Raw genomic sequence first — 24,024 nt, 5'->3', positions numbered from 1 at the left:
TGTCGTACTCCGTCGTACTCTGTCGTATTCACCGCATGCGGGCGTCGTACTTGAGATTCGCGCATGCAATCATGTGCTGCTGCGCGTGCCCGTTGCGGAACAGCCCCACCTGATAGCTCGCCTGCGCGTTGAGGTTGAGCATCGTCTTGTGGCGCACTTCGCCGTCGCCGCCGGAGCGGGTGACGAAGCCGGGGAGCTGGTTGGCGTGCTCCACCATGATGAGCTTCGAGCCGCAGCGTCCCATCGACACACCCCACTCGAGTTCGTCGTCGGGGGTGGTGGTGGAGACCAGGATCACGATCGAGTAGAGGTCGAGTCCGCTTTCGTGCACCGGCTGCATGGTGACGGTGCCGCTGATGCGTCCGGTCAGGCCGCCGGCGTTGCGCGAGTTCTGCGTCATCAGCACCTCGCGGAACTGGCCCGTCCACCCGCCGAGCATCGGGAGCTCGGCGTTGGTGTCCGTTTGGGCGCGGGCGGCGGGAGCGGCGGCAACGACGGCAGCGACAATGGCCGCGGCGGCGGTACGAATGGGAAATGTCATGGCCCGGACACCTCGGGTTGGGGGGACTAATTCAACATGAACGGTCTTCCCGGCAGATGCTACTACCTACGTCACAAAGTCGGCGGCGAACGCGAGCATCAGCGCATGCGCGCGAATGTCGGGCGGCCATCCCTGCGTGAGTTCTTCCAGGCGCGCGCGATCGTTGGCGAAGAGGGCGCGGGTGGCTTCTTCATAGTTGGTGAAGTCGCCGGCGATGGCGTACATGAAATGATAGGCGCGCTCGTGCGCGGCCTTCGTCACATGTGCATCGCCGCTCGCACGCCGCGCTTCATCCACCAGGCGCCGCAGCGTGACCGACGCGCCGCCCTGCTGCGCGTTGAGCCATTCCCAATGACGCGGCAGCAGCGTCACTTCGCGCGGCACCACGCCTAGCTTGGGGCGCCCGCGCCCGCGCGGCGGCGCGGGCGACGGCGCGTACCGCGCGCGGATCTCGTCGTCCGATCCGCGCGTGTCCACGTCGAGCTGCCGGCCGGTGCCATCATCAAAGATCAGCACCGGCACCGCCGACTCGGCTCGTTTCACCGCGATGGCCACGTCGGCCAGCGGGCCGTGCGCGAGGCGGCGGTTGGAGAGGAAGGCGGTGTAAGTCGGGAGCTGGTCAGACATTGCACACCTTCAGGCCTGAGAGTGCACTAAATATTATCCGGATATTTAGAGAGCGCAATATCATCCGGCTATAATCAGTCGCCACTCAGAGATCTTGCACATAGTTAGTATGTTAAACTATCTTATATGCATAGCTAACATATAGGATGATGTTTATCTATAACAAATGTTATATTATCATACAAACATATCGATTGGCGTAGCGCACGATTGTACTATATAGCATCATATAAGTTGTTTTATTCGAATTAGACGCCATTATGAATCAAAAGAGTTATATTATACTTCATAAATCGTCACCCGATCATACCATGAATAGGATCACGAGGAGCGGTACCACCGACGAGATTCTCACGCTGCTCGGCGCGCGCCTCCAACGACTGCGGCTGCGACAGAATCGAACCGTTGCCGATGTCGCCCGGGCGGCCGGCCTCAGCGTGATGAGCGTGACGCGCGCCGAACACGGCGAGAACACCACCATGGAGACGGTCGTGCGCATTCTCCGCGCCCTCGACCAGGTGGAGGCGCTCGACAACTTCCTCCCGGCGCCCACAGTCTCGCCGCTCGCGCTCGCGCACTTCGGCGGTCACGAGCGCCAGCGCGCCCGCAAGCCGCGCGCGCCACAAGACCCACCGGCCAAGCCGTGAGCGATCAGGAACCCGTGCGCCGCCGTACGCGCCGTCGCCCGGTCCCCGACGACTACGCGGTCGCGAAGATCTTCCTGTGGGACCAGGAAGTCGGAGCCGTCGCCGAGGACGCGACCGGCGAGATCACGTTCGAATACACGCCGGCGTTTCGTCGCTCCGGTCTCGAGATCTCGCCGGTCCATCTGCCGCTCGCGACGGAAGGCCCGCGAACGTTCCCCGAGCTGCGCCGCACGGAGTCGTTCGCCGGACTCCCCGGTGTGCTGGCCGACTGTCTCCCCGATGCCTTCGGCACGACGGCCATCCGCGCGTACTTCGATCGCGTCAAGCGTCCCAACCAAGCGCTCAGTCCGGTGCAGAAACTCCTGTACCTCGGCAACCGCGCCATGGGCGCGCTCGAGTTTCGGCCCGCGATCGAGCGGCGCACGCGGGCCGCCGACGATGCGCTCGAGATTCGCGCCCTCTGGGAAGATGCCCGGCGACTGGTGGACGGCGATCCCCACATCGCCATTCCGGAGATGATTCGCGTCTCCGCCTCGGCGGGCGGCGCCCGCGCCAAGGCGCTGGTGCTCTGGAATCCGGCGCTCACGCGACTCAAGTCGGCGTTCGCGCCACGCAAGGCCGGCGACGAGCATTGGCTGCTGAAGTTCGACGGCGTGTCGGACGGCGGCGGCGGACCGGTGGCGCGAAAGCAGGATGCGCCGGGCCCCTATGGCCGCACTGAGTACGCGTACGCCCAGATGGCGCGCCGAGCCGGCATCGAAATGCCCGAGACGCACCTGCTGCACGAACGGGGCTACGCGCACTTCATGGTGCGGCGGTTCGATCGCGTGGGCGACGCGCGCCTGCACCTGCACAGCCTGGGCGGCCTGCTGCACTCCGACTATCGCCAGCCGGGCGTATCGTCGTACGAAGACTACTTCCGGGCCATCCGCGACCTCGGCATGGACCAGCCCGACATCGAGCAGGCCTACCGGCGTATGGTCTTCAACCTCGCGGCGCGCAACCAGGACGATCACGTGAAGAACCTCGCGTTCCTCATGGACGAGCACGGCACGTGGCGCCTGGCGCCGGCCTTCGATGTCACCTGGGCAGTGGGAAGCAACTGGACGCGCACGCACCAGATGCGCGCCAACGGCAAGGTGGAGGACTTTTCGCGTGACGACTTGCTGACCATCGGCGGTCAATTCGATGTGCGGCGCGACGGCGCCGACATCATCGCCGACGTGGAGAGCGCGCTGGCCACGTGGGAAACCGAAGCCCGCGCCGTCGAGCTCGACGACGCGTGGATCACGCAACTGCGCGCCCATTTCCGGCGCTTCGTGTAGCATCACGCACCCGACGTTTCGATTCCGACCTTTGCCTCGATGCCCATGACCACTCGCATCGCCAAGCGCGCCTTCCTCGCCGGTGTCACCTGCCGCACCCAGGGCTGGTACCTGCACCACGCCCCCGACGAAGTGCCCGGCCCCGGATTGCAGTGGCGCTTCTGGGTGGGCGCACACGTGCACGAGCGCGCCCGCATCTGGCTGGGCGACGGCGTGATGCTGCGGCGTACTCCCCTCGAGGCGGCCATGGAAGACACGCAGGCGTACGTCGCCGATGCGTCGCAGCAGTTGCTCTTCGAGACCACCTTCGTGTGGAACGGACTCGTCGCCCGCGCCGACGCCATTCGCCGGCACGGCATCGAGTGGGATCTCATCGAGATCAAGTCGGGAAAGTTCAAGCCGGACGAGAAGGTGGACGCCGAGTATGTGGACGACCTCGCGTACACGCGGATGGTGGCAGCGGGAGCGGGGATCAGGGTGGCGCGATCGCTGCTGGTGCTCATCAACGGCGAGTATCGGCTGAACGGCACCGCCGAGCCGTTCCACGCGGTGGACATCAGCGAACTGGTGAACGCGCGCGCCGCGGAGTTCGCGGCGATCGCCGACGACGTGTACGCCAGGGTGGCGGCCGACGAGCGTCCCACGCCGGAGCTGATCTTCGCCTGCCGCAAGTGCGAGTACTTCGACACCCAGTGCGTGGGGCGCGGCATCCCCGACCCGCTGTTCATGATTCCGCGCATCACCGAGAAGAAGTTCGAGGCGCTCAAGCAGTACGAGCGCATCTCGCGTCTCCCGGCGAACGTGGAACTCACCGACAACCAGCGTCGCGTGGTGGAGGTGCTGCAGGCCGGCGTGCCCACCGTGAATGCCGACGGGCTCCGCATCCTCGACCAGGTGCAGTGGCCCGTGCGGTATCTCGACTTCGAGTCGGTGTCGCCGCCGTTCCCGTGGTTTGAGGAGTGCGAGCCGTACCAGATGGTGCCGTTCCAGTACTCGCTGCACCGGCAGGACGCCCCCGGCGCCGCGGTCACGCACATGGAATACCTCGCGCCGGCCGACGGCGACTGGCGTCTCTACATGACCGAGGTGCTGTTGCATGATCTCGGCACCTCAGGCTCCATCGTCGTCTACTCAAGCTTCGAGAAGCAGCAGCTCGGCTTGCTCGCCAAGACCTTCCCCGCCCTCGCCGACCAGATCAACGCCGTCATCGCTCGGCTCTTCGACCTCGAGCCGGTCTTCAAGAACGGGTACCAGCACCCCGAGTTCCTGGGGCGCACGTCCATCAAGAAGGTGCTGCCAGTGATGGTCCCCGAGCTCAGTTACAAGTCGCTGCCGGTGAACAACGGCGACGACGCGCTGGGCGTGTTCGGGCTGATGCGCGTGAAGGTGATGGACGAGGAGCTCGTGCCGGCCAAGCGGGAGCAGTTGCTGCGGTATTGCGAGCTCGATACGCTGGCCATGGTGCGGCTGCACGAGGCGACGGCAAGGCTGCGCGGGGGCGGCTGAACGATCCCAACAGCGATGGAATGACGACGGCACCGAAGCACCCAGGCGCAATGATGGTCTGGGTGTTGTGCCATCACCGTCACTTGTCACGTGTCACGTGACACGGTACATTCCATGATCAAGAACTTTCGTGACAGGCGGACGCAGGAACTGTTCTTGCTTGGATGCGCGCCTGGCGTTCCGGCTGACCTGGCCTGGCGCGCGGCGAAGCGCCTCGAACGCATTGAGATCGCACGATCTGTTGGGGAACTGGGATTCCCACAGGGATTTCGGCTGCACAAGCTGCAGCGTGATCGTGCTGGTCAGTACTCCATTGCCGTGAACCGGCAGTGGCGCATCTGCTTTCGATTCGAAGACGGCGACGCATATGATGTGGAGTTCTGCGACTACCACTGAGAGGGCATCTGTTATGAGCATTCCGGTGACCGGCCGTCCCCAGTACCGTGTGGCGCATCCCGGGGAGCACCTACGAGAGGACTACCTACCCGACTACGGGTACACGGTGACATCCCTGGCAGCCGCCCTCGGCGTCTCCCGGCAGTCCATCAACGAGCTCATCAACGAGCGTCGTGGCGTCAGCGCGGACATGGCGCTGCGGCTTGGCCGCCTGTTCAACCAGTCGCCCGAGTCTTGGCTCGATTTGCAGCGGGATGTCGATCTCTGGGACGCGCGTCAGGCCATCAAGGACGATCTGGCCCGCATCAAGCCGCTGCCGGTACAGCCGATTCCTACAGAGGCGGAGTTCCGCCGTACCAACTCGTCGCGGGTCAGCGAGAACACGCCGCGCCGAAAGGCAACGAAGCGAAACGCTAAGACCAAGCGTTGAGAATCTGCGAGCGCATTCCCCCGCCGTTACGACGCCCTGGCGGCGGCCCCGTCCAATAGCGCCTCCGGATGCGTGGCCGCGATGCGAAGAAGGACCTTCGCTGGCCCCTCAGGCCGACGACGCTTCTGCTCCCAGTTCTGCAGCGTGTCAACGCTGATGCCGAGCAGCGCGGCGAATTTGGACTGGCTCAACTTGAAGTGCCTGCGGAGCGCAGCGACATCAGGGTGCCGGCCATCGAGCACTTCGGCGGCACCGAACGCGCGTGACGGCGCCTTCTTTCCGCGGGCAATTGCCTTGGCTTCGGTGACGCTCTCGAGGAGTTCGTCGAACAGTTCCTTCCGCATCGTCTTCGGCTCATCGAAAGCAGGGAGTACGAAATATACGCCAATGGCGTATAGCCAGCAATAGATGGAGCGTTATCCCAGAATCCGCAACCCGTGCTTCTGCACCACCGCGAGCATCTTGAGCGCGATCCCGCTCGGCCGCTTCGCGCCGGTTTCCCACTTCTCCACCGTGCTCTCGCTCGTGTTGAGGTACCGCGCGAAGACCGGCTGGCTCACATGGTGGCTTTCGCGGAGCTGCTTGATCTGACGCGGCGCGAGCGTTGGAGGCGCGGTGAGGCACGATTCATCGAATTCGCGCATCGTCGCCTTGCTGATGGCCCCAACCTTCAGCAGTGCCGATGCCGACGCGTGGATCGACTTGAAGGCTGGGCTTCTGAACTTACTCTTGCTCACGGCAGATCTCCTTCAGGTGGCCAGTCAGCAACAGTTCGGTCAGCTGCTTGGCATTCAGGGCGGCGTAGATCGCTGCCAGTTTGCGAAACGCCGCGAGTTCCGCCGGGGTGACGCTGGCCTTGTCCTGCTTGGCGAAAAGGTGAACGTAGAGCCACAGCTGCCCACCCTTCGCCAGGAGGATGCTCCGGTGAAGGTTCCGGTTCAGGCGCTTCTTGAGAACGCCTCCGCCAAGATCGTTCGCCCGCCCCCGACGTGCCTCGCGCACAGCGCGGCACAGGTCAGCGTCGGCTATCCGCGCCCGCTTTGCTGCGCGAGCGAACCAGGCCGTCTTGAACACCCGCATGGTTGGACCGTGCTGGTGCGCCTGAGAAGTGTAGCACTTAGTGCTACTGCACACAAGCGTGCCCGCGACCGGGCGCAGGAGCGGTCAGCGTCGAGTTCCGCGCCCCACGCTACCGGCCTGCCGCGACCCAATCATCATCGTTTTGTTGCGCTCGACACCAGTGGGACGCGCTGCAAGGCGGGCAGCGAGCGTTACCCCACCATCCCCACAATCTCCGCCCCGTACGCCTCGAGCTTCTTGGCCCCCACGCCGCTGATGCGCCCGAGCTCGGCGAGCGTGCCGGGGCGAACGAGCGCAATCTCGTGCAGCGTGGCGTCGTGGAAGATCACATACGCAGGCACGCCATGCTCGGCCGCGGTGGCACGCCGCCACTCGCGCAGGCGTTCGAACACGGGGAGCGCCTCGGCGGGCAAATCGGCCACGAACGTTGACGTGGGCTTGGCCTTCTTCACCTTCTCGGCCTTGCGATACTCGCGCAGCGGCACGCGCTGCTCGCCCTTGAGCACGGGGCGCGCGGCGGCGGTGAGCTTGAGCGCGCTGTAGTTGGCGTGGTCCACCACGATCAGCCCGAGTGCGATAGCCTGGCGGATGATCGCGCGCCATTCGGGGGCCGAGCGATCCTTGCCGATGCCGAAGGTGCTGAGGTCGTGGTGCCGCCAATGCAGGATCTTGTCCGTGTCGTGCCCCATCAGCACGTCCATCACGTGCATGGCGCCGAAGCGCTGCCCTACCCTGTAGATGCAGCTGAGCAGCTGCTGCATGGGGATGGTGCCGTCCACGGTGACGGGCGGGGTGAGGCAGGTGTCGCAGTTGCCGCAGGGGGCGCCGCTCTCGCCGAAGTAGGCGAGCAGGCGCATGCGTCGGCACTCGGAGGTCTCGCAGAAGCCGAGCATCGCGTCGAGCTTGGCCACCTGCACCTTCTTGTACGCCTCGTCGGCCTCGGAGCCGTCAATCATCTGGCGCAGCTGCACCACGTCCTGCAGGCCGTAGGTCATCCAGGCGTTGGCGGGGAGCCCGTCGCGCCCGGCGCGTCCGGTCTCCTGATAGTACCCCTCGATGCTCTTGGGGAGATCGAGGTGCGCGACGAAGCGCACGTCGGGTTTGTCGATGCCCATGCCGAAGGCGATGGTGGCCACCACCACCACGCCGTCCTCGCGCTGGAAGCGCTGCTGCGCGCGCGTGCGCGCGGCGGTGCTCATGCCGGCGTGATAGGCGAGCGCGGTGATGCCGTGGTCGTCGAGGAAGGCGGCAGTCTCCTTGCTCTTCTTGCGCGAGAGGCAGTAGACGATACCCGACTCGCCCGCGTGCTCGGCGCGGATGAAGTCGAGGAGCTGTTTGCGGGCGTTGAGCTTTTCGACGACGCGGTAGCGGATGTTGGGACGGTCGACGCTGGCCGAGAAGACGCGGGCGTTGCCGAGCTGGAGCTTGTCGATGATCTCGGCGCGCGTCTGGCGGTCGGCCGTGGCGGTGAGCGCGATGCGCGGGATGGCGGGGAAGCGCTCGTGCAGGACCGAGAGCTGGATGTACTCTGGACGGAAGTCGTGCCCCCACTGCGAGACGCAGTGGGCTTCATCGATGGCGAAGAGCGCGAGCGTGGACGACTCGAGCAGCTGCAGGCAGCGATCGGTGAGCAGGCGTTCGGGGGCAACGTAGACGAGGTCGAGCTCGCCGGCGCGGACCTGACGTTCGACGGCGGCGGCCTCGGTGGCGCTGAGCGTCGAGTTGAGATAGGCGGCACGGACACCCAGTTCGCCTAGCGCAGCCACCTGGTCGTGCATGAGGGCGATGAGGGGCGAGACCACGACACAGACGCCCGGGCGCATGAGGGCCGGGATCTGGTAGCAGAGCGACTTGCCACTCCCCGTGGGCATCAGCACCAGGGCATCGCCGCCGGCGGCGACGTGCTCGATCACCTCCGCCTGATTACCGCGGAAGGAGGGGTAGCCGAAGACGGTGGTTAGGACGGTGAGGGCGGGGGTGGGCATTCAGTGGAAGGAAGCTAGCTGGTAATCGACCGTTAGCACGCAGTGCGACTGCCGCGCGGAGCAGCGCTTCTCAGTGACGGCGAGGCACACGAGGACGGAGGCGGAAGTTCATTCGAAACCCTTACACCGGGCGAGGGAAACCTCTACACACTCCAGCACGGCGTAAAGAGATAGCCGTTCTAAGGAATCACGCAGTAGGCGCCCTGACGCCCCTTTGACAGTGAGGTGGTATTGATCGCCCCGAACTAATCGCTCTTCACCACAGGTGTCCTTCAATTTCTGAGGTAGGCGAGAGATGAGATATTCCGCAGCGATTGTCGCAGCGGTCGTGCTGACTTCAACTGGATGCACGACGGAGCCGACGAGTATAGCCGGCAACGAGGCCGCGGTGGCACGGCAGTCCACGGCCTTCCAGTCGCAAGGACAGAGTGCGTCAGCGGGCGGCGACCACTTCTACGCGTCGTCCGAGCGGTTCGGCTACACCGGCAGCGTGTCAGTGTACGACACGTGGGCCGACGCAAAGAGCGGGCGCAACGCACGCTGCTCTGACGTCGCGTGGCCGCAGCGGGACGGTGCGCTCTTCGTGGTCAGGAATGCGCCGGAGTACTACATCGACAATAACGTCGTCCTGACCAACTGGTTCGCAAACGACGGCAGAGCGAACCCGAGCAACGTCAACGAAGGCTTTGCTCAGATGGCCGACGAGAATGCCGACACCTGGCAAAACCAGAGCGCATGGTGGAGCAAGGACCTGGAGACATTCACGGTAACCGTCAAGGGTCGGAACGCGACCTATCCTTCAAGAGAAGATCCCCAAGATTACGCCCGGTTGTGGAACGCTTGCGGACAGCCCGGAAGTGGCGAGGTAACCAGGGGCACGTTCCTGACCTACGACTATGAACTCGTCGCCATCGGCCTGTCCGGGATCGAGAATCCAAAGGGCTTCTACAGGAATACCAAGAACGCGACGGACTACAGCGGGTATTTCCGCGGCATATTCCGCAACGAGAGCACCACGTCGCCAACGTCCAACGGTTACTACGTGTTCGATTTGAGGTTCAACAATATCAGTTGGGCTGCCGCAAGAAACCTGGGCTGGGGAGGACCGACCCTGCCGGACGAGTTCGGCAGCAGCAAGAAGCAGTAGCGACGTAGTCGCGCAAATACGGGCGAGAAAGAGAGCACCAGCCCGCGAGCGCAACCTGACTTCCGGCGATCGAAAGGTCGCTGGGAGTCTTCTGTTGCCCGCATATTTTGAACGTGAGGTGCTCCGCAAGCGGCTGGATGATTCGCGTTCACGCGTATGACGTCTCACATTGAGCACGTCGCAGGCTGAGTCAGCGTCACCGCTTCCATCCCGATATTCGCCCTCGCATTTGGAATGCTGGCGCTGTCTCCGTTTCAGTGCCTAGACGGCACATTGCACGTACTAGCCACGGGAGTCGCTTATGCCCAGCACACAGTGCTCCCTTGCGTTACGCCGAAAGAGCGCGCGACGTATGCCCTAACGGAGCCGCCGAACAACAACAGAAGAACCCCTACGGGCAAACGATATGACCATTCAACGTCTGATGTCGCCCGATGCGATTTCGGCCGAGTTCGGCCCGATCAGCGAGTTACCAGCACTGCGCACCGGCGTCATCGATCCCGGTGTTATTCGCGCCCATCGCAAGTCGCGCACGCTATGGACCCTCGTGGACGGTCCGTTCGGCCCGTTGCTCACGTCCGGCTATCATCTGGTGAATCGGCTGGCGTACTGCAGTAGTGCCAAGCCTGTGCCACACGACGTCATTGTGGACGAAGCACCCGATACGGCTCTTGAGGTATGCGACACATGTGATGCTGCGTGGGACAGCGACTTGTATGAGCAGTGTCCGTATTGCGAGGGTGACAGCCGCTAAAACGACGCAGCACAGTCTGATAACCGATACCTAGAGCTCCGGCCTTAGAGCGCGGCCCCGAGAGGCATTTACGGGATAGTTCTGCGCGTTGAGCTCGATCTTCTGGCCAATCGCGTTCGGCAGATCAACGCCGATGCGATCACAAAGCAGTAACAACGCTATTCCGACGTCCGCCGCCTCCATCGCGACGCGATTCCGGTTAGCCGGATCTTTGGACCAGGCATCTGCTTCGGTGCTTGAGACCCACCGATACTCCGCTAGCAGTTCCCCCGCCTCGCTCGCAACCGCCATCGCGAGGTTCTTGGGGTCATGAAACTGCGCCCAGTCACGCTCGGCGACAAACTCGCGGAGGCGTGTGACTATTTCAGCGAGTCGATCGGCCATCCTTCCTCCTAACCGCGGAACAATGTGTCGTTATGCCACTGCAGTTGCTCGCGGGACGGTCGCTCATCCTCATTTCCCGGCAACAGAATCCTGCTCCCGTGAAACGGCGCATATGGCTCGCCATTGTCGAAATCATCTTTCAGCGCTTTGCTGGCCACGAGCACTTCGTGCTCGGGCGTGACAGTGATATATCCCCGGTCAAAGAGCGTGTGCACGTCTGAGCGAAGCAACAGGCCGTTGTCTAGGCGATGCTGCCCGCCCTCTGCTACTGGTCTGATGTGTGCCGCTTGAAGGACGGGCAGTGCCTTTTCACCAGAAATGGCACATCGCCGACTATAAGCGTCTGTTACCATCACGCGAAAGGCGCCCTGCCTGAGCCGCACACGACCGCGTGTCGCTTCGCCATAGATCGGCCCATCAATCTGGACGGGTCGCTCTGCAACTCGACCCTTCGTTTCGCTACGGGCTGCTATCACTGCATCCCAAAGTGCACGCCCTACGGGCTGCGTCAGATCGTAGCCTTTGCCTTGTACTACACTTGGCGCGAAGTCCGTCGGGGCCGGAATCCACTGTTCTCGAGGCAAAAAGAACGGGTCTTCTAGGATGATGTTCCCGATCTCATAGTCTTCGTGCGGATTCGCGCCCTTTCGCCTATAGTGTTCAACGCGGGCTCGCATCGCAGCATACGAGCCGACTCCATTCTTCTCGCCAAAGGTCTCCCAGACGATGCTGATCGGTAGCCGCGAGAAAGACGCGAAGAACCCTCCACCAGCGATGAAGTTGTTTGGCGCGTGAAGCTTGAACAGCAGGGGAGCGCCCAGTGTCAGGACATTAAAGCCTCGTCCACCACCAGGCTGCCAGAAGTTGACCTCATCGATTCCTGGCTGTTCACTCAGAAACCGAAACCAGTCCCCGTCAGTAACCGCAACGTATGCTTTCACAGTTCACGCGGGCTGTGAGACACACCATCAAATTGGCACCGAAGAAGCGGGTGCCTCAGACCTGCGCAATACCCAACTTGGCCAGATACGAGTACGTCTCATCATAGTACTCAGCGCGCCGCGTCGGATCATCCTTCGACCCTTCGGGCACGAAGATCACCATGCCTTGCCGGGCCCGCGTGAGAAGAACGCGGTACGCATTGAGTAGGTATCTCTGCCGGCGTTCTTGTCGGATCTTCCGCCAGCCATCTACGCGGAATTCGTTGAAGTTCCATCCGTCGCCATGTCGCCGCAGATCGGCGTCCCAGTTCATGCAGATCCAATCAAGTTCGAGTCCCTGTACCTGAAACTCAGTGGCTGCATCTTCCAGGTAGAAACTCGAGCGTGTGTCCGTGGCGTCGTTCAGGAACCAATGCACCGGATCGACTTCAACCCGCACATCAACTGCGTACGGCTTCAGTCGCTTGGCCGATGATGACGCCACTAGTCCGAACCGTTCGGACCCTCGCGCGTTGGCACGTATCCAGGACTTGGCTGCCGCCAGATCGCGCGTGAGCGCCAATGGATATCGATCCATTTGGCGCAGCGACTCAGCCGCTTGGCTTAGCTCGAGATCAAGTGTCTGGCGCACGAACGCTGAAACGTTCTCGGCGCGAAACGAGCGCATTGACGTCTTTAGGTGAAGATCAGTCTCACGATTCACAGCGGCTCTGCTTGACACATTTGCGATTGCTGACTCCGCGGTGTATTCAGAGTCGGCGAGGGATGGTGAGATGTACACATCCCAGCCAGCAAAATGCTCAGCAACGGCATCGAGCCAGCCGCCGATCCCTGCCTCGCCATCGTAGATCTCTTGCCCACCGCCGACTAGGCAGATTACTACCGCCCAATCTTGTCGACGGTTCATATAGTTCAGCAGGAACTCGGGCTCGGACTGTGAGAAGTCATGGAGTCCGCGTTTGCGGCGCATGAAGTCCGCCGTCTTCTGTCGATCCCATGCACGCTGTGCCTCATCGAAGATGACGACGTGATCGTCGGGGGCGCCGGAATTCCGCAGTCCGTCGTCTCGCCAGTGGTGCACGCTTTGGATGAACTGCTCGACGCGATTCGCAATCGCTCCCTTGCGCTCTCGATCGGGCTTGGCGCGCGTTGCGGCTTGCCGCGTGTGCTCATCTCGTACCAGTGCTTCTCGCAGCACGCGTACGAGTGGCACATTGCCGGAAAGAAAGACTGCGTGAGTCTGATTTAGCCGATCGCGACGCCTTGTGGCGACATTGAGCCCGACGAGTGTCTTACCAGCGCCCGGTACACCCGTGACAAAGACGATGGCCTTGCGCCCTCGTTGGGCTGCGTCGTCAACGATCTGTTCCACCCGGAACGACGTGACACTCAGGTTTTGAGCTCCCGCGTCGTGCCGCGCGATAGCTTCGACCGAATGTCTCGCGTAGAGAGCTTGGGCGGCCTCAACAATGGTTGGAGTCGGCTGATAGGGTGATCTACCCCAGGCTGGGCCATCGATCGCTGCGCCCGTGGCGAGGGCTACTGCCTGCTGCACAAGAGCGCGAACGCCGGAAGCGTTGCACTTTGCCGGCGGGTACACGTCGTCTCGGTGCGGCTCCCGCCATCTGCTGTCGCTGGTCGTAGCTGCCGTGCAGATGAGAATCGGGAAGATCGCGGCGCTATGGCTTGCCCGATGGAAGTTCTTGAGGTCTAGGCCGTAGTCCCACGATTGGTTGTAATCCTCTCGATTATAGTGCCGGGCGCCAACCTTGAACTCCATCGGGATGACCGCTGCTCCGGAGACAAGGACGCAGTCCACTCGACTCCCAAGGCGTGGGATGTCGAACTCAAGAAAGACCACGCCTTCAAGGCCGGCGACGGCCTCGCGAATGATTGGCAACTGGGCCGACCATGCGCCGATGGCTTCAGTTGTAAGCGGGAACGCAGAACTCCTTGCCATCTCCCCGAGCACCTCATTGTCCGACTTTGCAAGAAAGTCGGGCGCCGACGCTTCGAAGTAGGCTGGGGCGAGCAACTGATGGTCAGGAGTTGTCATTCACATCTTGATGACGGATGCCGTCTGGCTGCCGCCGTGCCCGCTGCTTTAGCTACCGCCGTCGGTACCAACATGGGTTAGGCCTCACCGACCGCAGGATTTGCGTTCAGCCCAGCGCCGAAACGTGTCGCAAGGTGCGCCATTTCGTACACCGTTCGCAGCAGCTGCGCCGTGAAGTAAATGGTGCCTTCGGCTCGTCCACGGTCAGGCGCTTCGAGTCGGTGGTTCGAGTCGTTGCCGTGCTTCTTGATAAGATTCACCCACTCCTTCATGGGAGGCGTGACGTATCCCTCGTCGATGAGATGGTCGATGTAGGAAGCGAAGGTGGCGCCTTGCTCGGCTCCCTTATCGACTGCGACGTGCATGAGAATCTTCCGGCAAAGAATCTCGGTTGCCGTGAGCGCGCTGACAGACATGCAACGGCGAGCCTCTTCGTACGCCCGTTCAACGTCTGGCGGGAGCCCTTCCACACTGGGACCGAAGGCCACTCCGGGATAAACCTCGCCGGAGTCTGCTTGTACGGAGGCGTCGTGGCACTGGGAGCATTGAAGCCAGCGGATGACACCCCCAGGCGACTTGCCCACCCATGCGAGAACGGCACCTGAGACCTTGTTTCCGCAATGTCCGCACGTGTAGCCGAACCAGGCTTCTGCAGTGCTTCCGTCCGGTCGGTTGATCGCACGATGGCCAAACGCACTTGCACTCATGGGAATCTGGAGTCAAGGGAGGAGATGCCGATACTGCCTAACGCATGGCGTTCTGCTGCGAACGCTCAAATAGAACGCGGCCGCACAGCCTCCGCTACCGAAGACACCCGCGCTCATCAGCGCGCATGGACCTGTAATGCCGTTGCGCGTTGACACTTACACCCTGAACCGCTCAGCGCGCTTCGGCACCTGCGGAAAATGATACAGACGACCTTCCTGGTAGCTCTTGGAGGCGCGTACGGCGGCGAAGACAACCGCGAAATCTCGCTTCGTCATCCGGAAGAGACCTCTGGGAGTCTCAACTTCGAAGACTCCGTCGTCAGGAAGCGGCTCGATGATGTCAGCCTTGAATCCGAGACGCGAGAACTTGTAGCGCACCGCACCGTCCGATCGCAGCTCCGCGGCATTTGACACGAGTGGCCGACGTCGCGTGGATGAGGGAGTGCCCCACCGCAGCTTCGAGACGCGGATGAGTTCCTGAACTCCAAGCTGTCCACGTTCGGAGCGGGCTCTCGATCCAGGACGCTCGAGTCGTGCCAGCGTAGCGTCTCGCGCTGCCTCCCAAATGACCTGAGCCTCGTAGTTCTCATCGAGGATCACGAGGAGCACCGCGTCCCACTCTTTTGCGGCGGTAAGGGAACCGAGGCGTTGCCCGGGTCCGGCATCAGGCTTGAGAACGCGACCTTTTATTTGATACCGAATGCCGGTGGCGCGGTCGAGCGCATCCCATCCCGATTGGCGCACGGGCGCGAGCTCCAAGCCTAGCAACCGGACGGCTTCGAATTCCGCGATCTCCCCAGTAACGCCGAGAGGGCGCCCTGTGAGTGCAAGGTACCGTTTCGCGAGAAGCTTCACGTCCGCGAGAATGCCAACCAAATCATCGGGATGCGGAAAGGTCATGTTGAATCGGTATAACGACTCGGCGTTCTGCTGCGAACGCTCTAATAGAATGCGGCCGCGGAGCGGCCGCTACCAAATGCACCTGCGTTCGTCGGCAGCAGCGGCTTGTTAAGCAACTGGCGCGTTACACTTCTCCGTTCTGCGTAGAGAGTTCCTGCAAGTCTTCCCTCAAAGCGGCGACTTCTCGTGCAAATGTCGGGTTGTTGAGGAGTGTCCCAGAGGTAGCTTGCGCGAGTTCCTCGATTCCTTGCGCGATGAGATCGCGACTGGTCAGGATAGTGTTGCCGCTGGCGGCGGCTGGCCGCTGGTCGACGTACCATTCAGAGTTCTTCCTGAAGTAGTTGAAATGGAGAAGCCCACCAAGGCGACCGTGAATTGCGGCAAGGCTCTTCGTCACAGGTGTGTAGCGAAAGCCGAACGCCTGTCCACCATCGGCTCGACGGAACACGTGCGTCGTCTGCTTGGTGGTTCGTGGGTTCAATTCGACGAGGCGAGCTAGGAGTCTCGTCGCGGCGAAGTCCGAGATCTTCTTGATGTCATCGTCACGGGTGTCTGTTGGCAACTCGGCATAGATGTACTCGAACAGGCGCGCTTCAATGCCAAATCGCAGCATAAGCGCGGCCACGAAGAGTTGCTGGACGTCGCCCTGCTCATCGAATGCTCGAAGTGAAACACGGGCGCGCTCTAGGAAGCCCGAGCCGGTCGCCATCCATCGGAAGATGCCATTCTTCTTCATTCGATCTGATGGTTTTAAGTTGCCTAACGATGGCTTGTGCTGCGGCCGTTCCAATAAACTGTGAGAGCGGGGCCACTGCTGACCAGCCCATCCACTCAGCGGTGTCCCCGCTCGCGCTTCCGAAGCACGGCCGGCTGCACCAAGCGCCGTTAGGGCGTCGAGTGCTAGATGAGTCGCCCAGGGGGACGCTGTTTGACCTCCGAAGGATCGCGTGCGAGGACTTGGTGCACCGGGTCCAGCGGACTGCGCGGGGGGACCGTACGCCCGAATAGCTCTCCCAGGAGTTCATTCTGCGCTTCAATCTGCAGGTCGATCATGTATCCGGAGATATCATTGCAGACATCCTGGTACTTGGTGTGCAAAGATCCGAACTCCGCCAACTGGATCTCGGTCGGGAATCCAAGAGGACCTACCTTCGTGCCGGTCGTGGCATCTGCAAACGGAAGGAACATCATGATCGCGTTCCATAGAGCGGTCTGCGCTGCCAGCAACTCTCGGTGCTTCTCCGAGAGCTCACGCCTAATCGTCTCGAAACGCGGAAAGGCAATCTCGTAGTGCTCGACGATCTCGAGGACGGCGTTGACGCTCGCCGCACCGGCGTGGGCGGTCTCCGACATTTCACTCGCGAGCTGCTGGGGCGCTACACTGAACCCTTGCCGCACGCGCATGTGCCATGCCGAGAAGACCCCTGTGTGCACGAAATGCGCTTTGCTAAGCAGAGAGGAGCAGGTAGAAAACCTCTCTGAGACGCGATCGTACAGCCTGAGCTTTAGGTCGTTCCGAAGGTGTGCTTCCTGTAGCTTCAACGCCGCCGCGTGATTCTTTTGCACCTGCAGGTAGGCGAGTAGCACGCCAAGAATGAGGCCGGCCGCGGTGATGATTTGTCCGACGAAGATCCCGCCAGCTTCCATTCGGTCCTCACATCGCTGGAGATCGGCGTAACGAGGTTTAGACTGCGAGATCCTGAGACGAAGCGCTAGTCAAAGGTTTGCTAGTTGCGATGAAGATCCAGTTGCCGCTTCGCACTCCCCCCGCCCATCTTCAATTCCTTCCCTCTTCTATAGATAGGGCCCGCATGCGCTCCAGCTCGCTAATACTCACCCTCGCCCTTCCCCTCGCCCTTCCCGCCCAGGGCCACAAGCAACTCACCACCGCCGACTACGACCGCGCCGTCAAGATGCTCGGTCAGAACGTCAACGCCCTTGTCGTTGGCGGCCAGGTGAATCCCACGTGGACTCCCGACGGGAAGTTCTACTACCGCGCCACCCGCCCGGATGGCGTCAGCTGGATCCTCGTCGACCCGGCCAAGAAGAAGGCGGCCCCGCTCTTCGACCACGCAAAGTTGGCCGCCGCCGTCAACACGGCGTCAGGGGGGAGCTACAAGGCAGATGCCCTCCCCTTCATGACTGCCGACCTCTCGCCCAAGCGCGATACGCTCTCCTTCAGCACCGCCGGCAAGCGCTACGCCTGCGACCTCAAGGCGTACGCCTGCAAGCAGTTGGGCGACGCGGCCGCCACCGGCATGCCGGGGATGATGGGGCGCCGCGGCCCTCGCACCCTCGAGGTCACCTCCCCCGACGGCAAGAAGGCCGCCTTCATTAGAGACTGGAACCTCTACGTCCGCGACGTCGCCACCAACGCCGTCACCCAGCTCACCACCGACGGCACCCCGAACTTCGGCTACGCCACTGACAATGCAGGCTGGGTCCACTCCGCCCGCGCCGTCCTCAAGTGGTCGCCGGATTCAAAGAAGATCGCCACCCAGCAGCAGGACGATCGCAAGCTCTCCGACTTCCATATGGTGCGCTACCAGGTGGGCGCCCCGAAGCTGGAATCGTGGAAGTACCCGTTCCCGGGCGATTCGGTGGTCTCCATGATCCACCGCGTCGTCATTGACGTGGAGTCCAAGACGGTCACCCGCCTCAAGATGGCCCCGGACTTCCACCGGGCCATGCTCGGCGATGACATCTCCATGGACGACCTGCAGTGGAAGGACGACGGCTCCATGCTCGCCATCGCCTCCACCCCGCGCGACCACAAGGGCGTCACCCTCCGCGTCGCCAACACGGCCACCGGCGAAGTGCGCGACGTGCTCAAGGAAACGGTCAGCACCCAGTTCGAATCCATCACCGGCTACCGCGTGCTCTGGAACTCGAACGAGATCATCTGGAACTCGCAGCGCGATGACTGGTCGCAGCTCTACCTGTATGATCTCACCACCGGCCAGCTGAAGAACGCGATCACCACCGGCGAAGGGCCGGTGAGCGAGATCGTCAGCATCGACGAAAAGGCGCGCACTATCACCTACCTGGCGCAGGGGCGCGTGGCGGGGCAGGACCCGTACCTGGCCCACGCCTTCCGCACCACGCTCGACGGCAAGGGGCCGGCCGTGCTGCTCACCCCCGACGTGGGGACGCACACCATCCGGCTCTCGCCCGACAATAAGTATCTGGTTGATACTTATTCCACCGCCGACACCCCGCCGGTGAGCGCGCTGCGCGACGCCAAGGGCAAGCTGGTGATGGAGCTCGAGAAGGCCGACATCAGCAAGCTGGTGGCCGCGGGCTGGAAGCCGCCCATCCTATTCAGCGTGAAGGCGGCTGACGGCAAGACCGACATCTACGGCCAGCTCTTCCGCCCCACCAACTTCGACAGCACCAAGAAGTACCCGATCATCAACAACGCCTACCCGGGACCGCAGTCGGGTTCCGTGGGGAGCCGAGCCTTCAGCGCGGCGCGCGGCGACAAGCAGGCGCTGGCCGAGCTCGGGTTCATCGTGGTGAGCATCGACGGGCGCGGGAGCGGCCCGGGGCGCAGCAAGAGCTTCCACGACTACTACTACGGTCGCATGGGACGCGGCAACACGCTCGAGGACCAGGTGGCCGGGATGCAGAACCTGGCCAAGCGCTACGCGTGGATCGACATCGACAAGGCCGCGATGTGGGGGCACAGCGGCGGCGGCTTCATCACCGCCGACGCGATGTTCCGCTACCCCGACTTCTTCAAGGTCGGCATCAGCGAGTCAGGCAACCACGACCAGCGCAACTACGAAGACGACTGGGGTGAGCGCTACCAGGGGCTCCTGGTGCGCAACGGCAGCGACGACAACTACGCCGCCGAGGCGAACCAGCTGCAGGCCAAGAACCTCAAGGGCAAGCTGCTGCTCGCGCACGGCACCGCCGACGACAACGTCCCGGTGGACAACACCATGCTGGTGGTGGACGCGCTGATCAAGGCGAACAAGGACTTTGATCTGCTGCTGATTCCGAACGCGGCCCACGGATACGGCGCGGCCGGCAACTATATGATGCGCCGTCGCTGGGATTATTTCGTGACGCATCTTATGGGTGCGATTCCGCCCAAGGAGTACATCATCAAATAGACGCTAGACGGTGGATGGTAGACGGTAGGGGGGCGCTCCGACTGGGGGCGCCCTTCTGCTTCTTCGGGCAACTGATACCGCGAAGGGACAAAGGGCACGAAGGGGCGCGAAGGCGTCTCGGTGCAATGGAATGGTGACGATGCTGGATCAGGCGGGCTGCAACTTGCCGTATGCCCGCGCTCCTCACCAAACCGATCGCGCCCGCCGCCGTCCCATTTCGCGGGATGCGGCTTGCCAGGGTATACAATTTATTGTATAGTGCAACGTGACCCAGAAAGGCGTCTTCTGGGTCGGCTCATCGCGACGCGCGGCGAGTGAATTGCCGGCAGAGGCACGCCGTCAGCTTGGTCTCGACCTGTATCAAGTGCAGCTTGGAAGGTCGCCATCCAGTTGGCGACCAATGCGTTCGATCGGTGCTGGCGTCATTGAACTCCGCGTGAGCGCTGCCGGGGAGTACCGGCTACTCTACGTCGCGAGATTCTCCGAGGGGATTTACGTGCTTCACCTCTTTCAGAAGAAACGCCGTAAGACCTCTCCGCTCGACATCGAAGTGGCGCGCGCGCGATTCCGGATGGCCTGCCGCATGCACGCGGAGATCTGATACATGCCTATCCGCATCTACCGGTCCTCTGGCAACGTGTTCCTTGACGTGGGCTTTCCGCGCCCAGAAGCCGAGCGTCTGCTCATCCGCAGCGACCTGATGATTCAGGTGGCGGACCTCATCAAGAAACGCCGGCTGACGCAGGCTCGCGCGGCCAAGCTGATGGGTGTGACACAGCCACGCATTAGCGACCTCGTACGCGGCCGCATCGAGCTCTTCAGTATTGACACGCTTGTTGACATGCTGGCGCGACTTGGCGTGTCCGTGTCCATCGTCACGAAGCCGAGGCGCGGCGGGCATCGCGTGGCGTAGCGGGACCTGCGCTTCTAACCGGACATACCTGAGGAGAAGTCGAGGCCAACATGCGGGAGGCAATCACCTTCCACCTCGACGGACTGCGCGCCGATGGTCAGCCCGTACCGGCGGCCCATACGACGGCGGTTTATGTGGAGGTCGCGGCGTAGCGACCGAGGCAACTAACACGAAAGGGGCGCTCCGCTTTGGAGCGCTCTTCTTCGTCTACCGTCCACCGTCTGCCGTCAGCCCGTCGCGTAAACCGGATTGTCCGTGCATCGAAACGGTGAGAGATAGATCCAAGCCGTCGTTAGCTTCGCCCTCATTGTGGATGCCATTGCCGTCAAGGCGTGGCGACTGCCCCCTGGATCGGGTTCGCCGCCCGGTGCGCCTAATAGCCAATATTGCTATTTCTTGTTATCAGCAATAGGCTGTTAGGACCATCCGACGGGGCACCCACATGAACGTTTCGCTGACTCCTGAGTTCGAGGCCTTTGTGAACGAGAAGGTGAAGCGCGGGTCCTATGGATCCGCGAGCGAGGTGGTACGGGCCGGCCTTCGGCTGCTCCAGGAGCGGGACGCAGAACTCGCCGCGCGACTGGAGGCCCTTCGCCGTGACGTGAGGGCCGGTCGAGCACAGCTCGAGCGCGGCGAAGGCGTCTCGGGTGCCGATGTCTTCAGCCGCCTGCGGAAGAAGAGACCTCCGCGTCGCACCCCGTGAATCGCGTCACGCTATCTCCCGCGGCAGCCCAGGATCTCGCCGACATTGCGGCGCATATCACCGCAAGTCGTCCCAGTGCCGTCAACGGTGTGCTCGACGCGTTGGAGGCGGCGTGTCGGTTGGTCGCCCAGTATCCCGCCGCAGGACGTGCGCGCGATGACATCGACCCTGGCGTAATGAGTTTCCCCATCGGCGCCTACGTGCTCTTCTACTATGCCAGTGCGCAGGGGGTCGGCATTGCGCGAATCCTCCACGCGCGTCGCGACGTACCGACCGCGTTCGAATCCGAATGACGCGCCTCACGAGGGTACGCCATCTCGTCGTCTGAGGCGCTGGTCAGGTCGCGTGCTTCTGAGATGCATGAAAGCGCAATGAAATGGTGACGGTCAAACGGCGGCGCGGTGTTAGTGTGATGCCATGAGTCGCATGGTCCGTATCACGTTGCGCATAGACGCATCGCTTCTCGCGGAAATCGACGGTTATTGCCGGCGCGTTGGATGCTCACGGAGTGCGTTCATTCGTGCCGCGCTGCGCTGGCACATCGACCGTGAGCGCAAGCGGCAGAAGCGCCGTAAACGTGGTCGACGTGCTCGCTAAGAACGGTTCCGCGGCCCAGCACGTGCCGTGCGAATTGGCAGAGGGGCGCTCCGAACCCGGGGCGCCCCTCCGTCTTTTCCGCCATCCGCCATCTGCCATCCGCCATCAGCCAGCTACTTCGCCAGCTTCCTAGCCAGCGCATCCGCCGCCAGCATATGTCCCTGGAAAGCCGGCGCGACCTTGGTCACGAGATCCTTCAGCTCCGCGTTCTTGATGGCCGGCAGCAGCGTGGTGGTCACGGCGTCGATGACCGACTTATGGAACGCGACTTCGTGATGAAGAAAGGCCTGGTCGAAGTCGGCCTTGGACGCGGCGCGCAGCGCCTTCATCGCCGCGGCGTGATCGCGGGCGCCGGCGTCATCGGCCGGGGGCGTGGGCTTCACGCCGAGCTTGCCGGCGAGATCGCGCCCCAGCTGGCGCACCTGCGTGTGGTCGCGCTCGAGCATCGCGCCGAAGTCGCGCACCTCCTGGCTCTGGCCGCGTTCCCTGGCCAGGCGTCCGGTCTCGATGTCGGCGGTGTTGGCGGCGTCGAAGATGGCCACGATGGTGGGGTCGTCGAGCGCCCGGGCGCGGTGGTGGCCGGGATGGCTGGGCAGAGCGGCGCCGAGTACGGGGATGGCGATGAGGGCGGCAGCGGCGAGAAGCAGCGGGGGGCGCATGGATCCTCCTGAGGGGATATGGTGAACGGCCTACTTGTATATGGTATGGTGATTAGTGTAATATGTCAATGATAAATAGTATATATTTGACTAATAGGACTTATCCGCCTACCATGGAAGGGCGCTAACCCCTGTCCCTGCAAAGGAGTACCCGTGGCCTCCACTCCCGGATCGCCGATTGACAGTGCCACCGCCCGCGGCCGCATCACCGCCCAGCTGCGGCGCGGCGAGCGCAGCGTGGACGAGATTGCCCGCGCCGTGGGCACCACCAGCAATGCGGTGCGCAGCCACCTGAGCGCGCTCGAGCGCGACGGCCTGGTGCGCAACGCGGGGGTGCGGCGCGGGGGCGGCGCCGGCAAGCCGGCCACGCTCTACGCGCTCACCGCCGACGCCGAGCTGATGTTCTCGCGCGCCTACCCGGCGGCGCTCAGCGCGGTGATGGGGACGCTGCTCGCCCGGCTCGAGGGGCCGCAACTGTCGGCGGTGCTGCGCGACGTCGGCGCGCGGCTGGCGCAGTCGGCGGGCGGCGAGGCGCGCGGCACGCTGCGCGAGCGCGTCAACACGGCCGCGGCCGCCCTGGTGGCACTCGGCGGCGACGCCGAGGTCACACCCGACGGCGACGGGCTGCTGATCCACGGCTACGGCTGTCCGCTGGGGCAGTCGGTGGCCGAGCATCCCGAGACGTGCCGCGCGGTGCGGGCGATGGTGCAGAAGGTCACCGGGGCGCACACCGAGGAGCGGTGCGAGCACGGCGCGCATCCGCAGTGCCGGTTTCGGGTGAGCGAGTCGGGATAGGCCTCGCAGCCACCAAGTGATTGGTCCCGGAATGAACCGGTGACGGGAGTCACGCTACGCGCGATGATGTTGCCGCCATGCGAACGATCCGGATCCGCGGTCGGTTGTGCCTGCTCCCGATGTGTGCTTACATTGTAATCACATTTCGGAGGCACCCGTGAAAGCCAGGCTTGTGCGCATAGGCAACTCCCGCGGCCTGCGGCTCGCCAAGCCGCTGATCGAGCAGCTGGGCTTCGAGGATGAGGTGGACCTTAGCGCCGAGGATGGGGCGCTGGTGATTCGCCCGTCGCGGCAGGTGCGTGCGGGCTGGGCGGAGGCCGCGGCCAGGCTCGCGAACGCCGGTGAGGCCAAGATCGGCGATGGCGCTGCCACCCGCTTCGACACGGACGAGTGGGAATGGCGGTAGCGCGCCCCCCGCGCCGCGGCGACGTCTACCTCGTCCAGCTCAATCCGACGCGGGGGCGCGAGCTGCGGAAGACGCGCCCCTGCGTGGTGGTGTCGCCGGACGAACTGAACGCCCACCTGCAGACGTTCATCGTCGCCCCGCTGACTACCGGCGTCCATGCGTACCCGTTCCGCGTCGCGTGCCGGTTCGAGGGAAAGGACGGTCACGTGGTGCTCGATCAGGTGCGTGTGGTGGACCGGGAACGCCTGACGAAGCGCCTCGGCGCCCTCACCGAGCCGATGCTGCGGAAGGTCCTCGGCGTCCTGCTCCAGATGTTCGCGTGGTAGCGCGGGCCACCGCATAACGTTTTCGTAGCGAAACGACAGAGGGGCGCTCCCAACTCGGGGCGCCCCTCTGTCGTTCTACCG

General features: G+C 63.1%; 29 protein-coding genes. 15 read left to right on the top strand and 14 right to left on the bottom strand.

What is annotated here, in order from left to right:
* Positions 1-28: 28 nt before the first annotated feature.
* Entirely contained in the window at positions 29-541 is a 513-nt protein-coding gene (locus tag VGJ96_11595; protein HEY3287749.1) for a hypothetical protein, read from the bottom strand.
* Between the two features lie 66 nt (positions 542-607).
* Positions 608-1,168 carry a DUF2239 family protein gene (locus tag VGJ96_11590; protein HEY3287748.1) on the bottom strand — a complete coding sequence of 187 codons (561 nt, stop codon included), beginning with the start codon at positions 1,166-1,168 and terminating at the stop codon, positions 608-610.
* A 311-nt stretch (positions 1,169-1,479) separates the two neighbouring features.
* On the opposite strand from VGJ96_11590, the gene VGJ96_11585 reads away from it, so the two are divergent.
* From VGJ96_11585 to VGJ96_11565, 5 genes are all read left to right on the top strand, one after another.
* On the top strand, positions 1,480-1,815 hold the full coding sequence (locus VGJ96_11585; protein HEY3287747.1) for a helix-turn-helix transcriptional regulator: 336 nt from the start codon (positions 1,480-1,482) through the stop codon (positions 1,813-1,815).
* Positions 1,812-3,140, top strand: a complete 1,329-nt coding sequence (locus VGJ96_11580) for a type II toxin-antitoxin system HipA family toxin (protein HEY3287746.1) — start codon at positions 1,812-1,814, stop codon at positions 3,138-3,140. The genes VGJ96_11585 and VGJ96_11580 overlap by 4 nt, the downstream gene beginning before the upstream one ends.
* 45 nt (positions 3,141-3,185) lie before the next feature.
* A complete protein-coding gene (locus VGJ96_11575) occupies positions 3,186-4,646 on the top strand; it encodes a DUF2779 domain-containing protein (protein HEY3287745.1) in 1,461 nt (486 codons plus the stop codon).
* 114 nt (positions 4,647-4,760) lie between these two features.
* On the top strand, positions 4,761-5,042 hold the full coding sequence (locus VGJ96_11570) for a type II toxin-antitoxin system RelE/ParE family toxin (GenBank protein HEY3287744.1): 282 nt from the start codon (positions 4,761-4,763) through the stop codon (positions 5,040-5,042).
* 13 nt (positions 5,043-5,055) lie between these two features.
* Positions 5,056-5,472, top strand: a complete 417-nt coding sequence (locus VGJ96_11565; protein HEY3287743.1) for a HigA family addiction module antitoxin — start codon at positions 5,056-5,058, stop codon at positions 5,470-5,472.
* Between the two features lie 26 nt (positions 5,473-5,498).
* Here VGJ96_11565 and VGJ96_11560 read toward each other — a convergent pair whose 3' ends face one another.
* From VGJ96_11560 to recQ, 4 genes are all read right to left on the bottom strand, one after another.
* Positions 5,499-5,816, bottom strand: coding sequence for a helix-turn-helix domain-containing protein (locus VGJ96_11560; protein HEY3287742.1), 318 nt, complete (start codon positions 5,814-5,816; stop codon positions 5,499-5,501).
* Between the two features lie 72 nt (positions 5,817-5,888).
* Complete coding sequence (locus tag VGJ96_11555) at positions 5,889-6,209, bottom strand: DNA-binding transcriptional regulator (protein HEY3287741.1); 321 nt, start codon at positions 6,207-6,209, stop codon at positions 5,889-5,891.
* A complete protein-coding gene (locus VGJ96_11550; GenBank protein ID HEY3287740.1) occupies positions 6,196-6,552 on the bottom strand; it encodes a type II toxin-antitoxin system RelE/ParE family toxin in 357 nt (118 codons plus the stop codon). The genes VGJ96_11555 and VGJ96_11550 overlap by 14 nt, the downstream gene beginning before the upstream one ends.
* A 191-nt stretch (positions 6,553-6,743) precedes the next feature.
* Entirely contained in the window at positions 6,744-8,537 is a 1,794-nt protein-coding gene (recQ, locus tag VGJ96_11545; protein HEY3287739.1) for a DNA helicase RecQ, read from the bottom strand.
* A gap of 295 nt (positions 8,538-8,832) precedes the next feature.
* Between recQ and VGJ96_11540 the strand changes: the two genes are divergently transcribed.
* Entirely contained in the window at positions 8,833-9,684 is an 852-nt protein-coding gene (locus VGJ96_11540; protein HEY3287738.1) for a hypothetical protein, read from the top strand.
* 406 nt (positions 9,685-10,090) lie between these two features.
* Complete coding sequence (locus VGJ96_11535) at positions 10,091-10,438, top strand: hypothetical protein (protein HEY3287737.1); 348 nt, start codon at positions 10,091-10,093, stop codon at positions 10,436-10,438.
* Positions 10,439-10,468: 30 nt separating this feature from the next.
* On the opposite strand, the gene VGJ96_11530 is transcribed toward VGJ96_11535, so the two are convergent.
* The 7 genes from VGJ96_11530 to VGJ96_11500 form a co-directional block, all read right to left on the bottom strand.
* Positions 10,469-10,822 (bottom strand): nucleotide pyrophosphohydrolase, encoded by a 354-nt coding sequence (locus VGJ96_11530; protein ID HEY3287736.1) that lies wholly within the window; start codon positions 10,820-10,822, stop codon positions 10,469-10,471.
* Positions 10,823-10,830: 8 nt separating this feature from the next.
* Entirely contained in the window at positions 10,831-11,763 is a 933-nt protein-coding gene (locus VGJ96_11525; GenBank protein ID HEY3287735.1) for an HNH endonuclease, read from the bottom strand.
* A gap of 55 nt (positions 11,764-11,818) precedes the next feature.
* Positions 11,819-13,819 (bottom strand): DUF2075 domain-containing protein, encoded by a 2,001-nt coding sequence (locus tag VGJ96_11520; protein ID HEY3287734.1) that lies wholly within the window; start codon positions 13,817-13,819, stop codon positions 11,819-11,821.
* A gap of 77 nt (positions 13,820-13,896) precedes the next feature.
* Positions 13,897-14,526 carry a DUF4145 domain-containing protein gene (locus VGJ96_11515; GenBank protein ID HEY3287733.1) on the bottom strand — a complete coding sequence of 210 codons (630 nt, stop codon included), beginning with the start codon at positions 14,524-14,526 and terminating at the stop codon, positions 13,897-13,899.
* Positions 14,527-14,682: 156 nt separating this feature from the next.
* Positions 14,683-15,426, bottom strand: a complete 744-nt coding sequence (locus tag VGJ96_11510; protein ID HEY3287732.1) for a hypothetical protein — start codon at positions 15,424-15,426, stop codon at positions 14,683-14,685.
* 124 nt (positions 15,427-15,550) lie between these two features.
* Positions 15,551-16,162: a hypothetical protein gene (locus VGJ96_11505; protein HEY3287731.1), complete on the bottom strand. Its 612-nt coding sequence runs from the start codon at positions 16,160-16,162 to the stop codon at positions 15,551-15,553.
* 164 nt (positions 16,163-16,326) lie between these two features.
* Positions 16,327-17,073, bottom strand: coding sequence for a hypothetical protein (locus VGJ96_11500; GenBank protein HEY3287730.1), 747 nt, complete (start codon positions 17,071-17,073; stop codon positions 16,327-16,329).
* Between the two features lie 164 nt (positions 17,074-17,237).
* On the opposite strand from VGJ96_11500, the gene VGJ96_11495 reads away from it, so the two are divergent.
* The 5 genes from VGJ96_11495 (at position 17,238) to VGJ96_11475 (ending at position 21,453) form a co-directional block, all read left to right on the top strand.
* On the top strand, positions 17,238-19,544 hold the full coding sequence (locus VGJ96_11495) for a DPP IV N-terminal domain-containing protein (protein ID HEY3287729.1): 2,307 nt from the start codon (positions 17,238-17,240) through the stop codon (positions 19,542-19,544).
* A gap of 265 nt (positions 19,545-19,809) precedes the next feature.
* Complete coding sequence (locus tag VGJ96_11490) at positions 19,810-20,145, top strand: type II toxin-antitoxin system RelE/ParE family toxin (GenBank protein HEY3287728.1); 336 nt, start codon at positions 19,810-19,812, stop codon at positions 20,143-20,145.
* A gap of 3 nt (positions 20,146-20,148) precedes the next feature.
* Positions 20,149-20,457 (top strand): helix-turn-helix transcriptional regulator, encoded by a 309-nt coding sequence (locus VGJ96_11485; GenBank protein HEY3287727.1) that lies wholly within the window; start codon positions 20,149-20,151, stop codon positions 20,455-20,457.
* 442 nt (positions 20,458-20,899) lie between these two features.
* Positions 20,900-21,160 (top strand): type II toxin-antitoxin system ParD family antitoxin, encoded by a 261-nt coding sequence (locus tag VGJ96_11480; GenBank protein ID HEY3287726.1) that lies wholly within the window; start codon positions 20,900-20,902, stop codon positions 21,158-21,160.
* On the top strand, positions 21,157-21,453 hold the full coding sequence (locus VGJ96_11475) for a type II toxin-antitoxin system RelE/ParE family toxin (GenBank protein ID HEY3287725.1): 297 nt from the start codon (positions 21,157-21,159) through the stop codon (positions 21,451-21,453). The genes VGJ96_11480 and VGJ96_11475 overlap by 4 nt, the downstream gene beginning before the upstream one ends.
* A 417-nt stretch (positions 21,454-21,870) precedes the next feature.
* On the opposite strand, the gene VGJ96_11470 is transcribed toward VGJ96_11475, so the two are convergent.
* Positions 21,871-22,416 (bottom strand): DUF4142 domain-containing protein, encoded by a 546-nt coding sequence (locus VGJ96_11470; protein ID HEY3287724.1) that lies wholly within the window; start codon positions 22,414-22,416, stop codon positions 21,871-21,873.
* Positions 22,417-22,569: 153 nt separating this feature from the next.
* Between VGJ96_11470 and VGJ96_11465 the strand changes: the two genes are divergently transcribed.
* From VGJ96_11465 to VGJ96_11455, 3 genes are all read left to right on the top strand, one after another.
* Positions 22,570-23,211: a helix-turn-helix domain-containing protein gene (locus VGJ96_11465; GenBank protein HEY3287723.1), complete on the top strand. Its 642-nt coding sequence runs from the start codon at positions 22,570-22,572 to the stop codon at positions 23,209-23,211.
* A gap of 157 nt (positions 23,212-23,368) precedes the next feature.
* Positions 23,369-23,617 (top strand): AbrB/MazE/SpoVT family DNA-binding domain-containing protein, encoded by a 249-nt coding sequence (locus VGJ96_11460; protein ID HEY3287722.1) that lies wholly within the window; start codon positions 23,369-23,371, stop codon positions 23,615-23,617.
* Positions 23,608-23,943 carry a type II toxin-antitoxin system PemK/MazF family toxin gene (locus VGJ96_11455; GenBank protein HEY3287721.1) on the top strand — a complete coding sequence of 112 codons (336 nt, stop codon included), beginning with the start codon at positions 23,608-23,610 and terminating at the stop codon, positions 23,941-23,943. The genes VGJ96_11460 and VGJ96_11455 overlap by 10 nt, the downstream gene beginning before the upstream one ends.
* Positions 23,944-24,024: the final 81 nt, after the last annotated feature.

The sequence above is a fragment of the Gemmatimonadaceae bacterium genome (genome assembly GCA_036504815.1).
GTDB lineage: Bacteria > Gemmatimonadota > Gemmatimonadetes > Gemmatimonadales > Gemmatimonadaceae > PNKL01.
The sequence above is the reverse complement of the archived record's forward strand: the minus strand, read 5'-3'. Positions and strand labels throughout refer to the sequence as shown.